General features: G+C 53.4%; 1 protein-coding gene. It reads left to right on the top strand.

Annotation, left to right across the window (positions count from 1 at the left end; all coding sequences use genetic code 11):
• Window positions 1–423 (top strand): hypothetical protein (locus tag ACYVTD_RS15990; protein WP_461248673.1); only part of this gene is annotated, 423 nt, incomplete at both ends.

Here is a 423-nt window from a genome sequence, read left to right as displayed (position 1 = left end):
TAGAAAACCTGCCCGATGGAGCGAGACTGCGCCAGTTCACGGTTAAAAACAACGCGGCAAACATTCTTGGAACCAGCAACAGCAAGGTGGGATTGACCGACGGGTTCAGCAAGCCGACCGATATCCGCGTCCAAAGCGGCGACGATGTCGCCTTCGCGCTCAGCTACGGCGAAGCGGCGAATTTCTGCTCAAAGACATATTTTATACGCGACATGAGTCCGTCCATCCAAAAAAGCCCCGGCACAGCCTCGGAAAACTACGATAAAATCGACATCCCCACGTCATACATATACGGCATGTGGCTGCGTTCGCCTGGCGATCTTACCGCAACAGCCGCGGCCATAACTAACATCAACGACTACGGCAGGGTTTTCCAACTCCAGTTGGACGGCGACAAAAATGAACACGGGCTTGTTTATCCTG

This window comes from Treponema sp. R6D11 (assembly GCF_054786075.1).
This window is presented reverse-complemented; position numbering and strand designations above follow the sequence as displayed.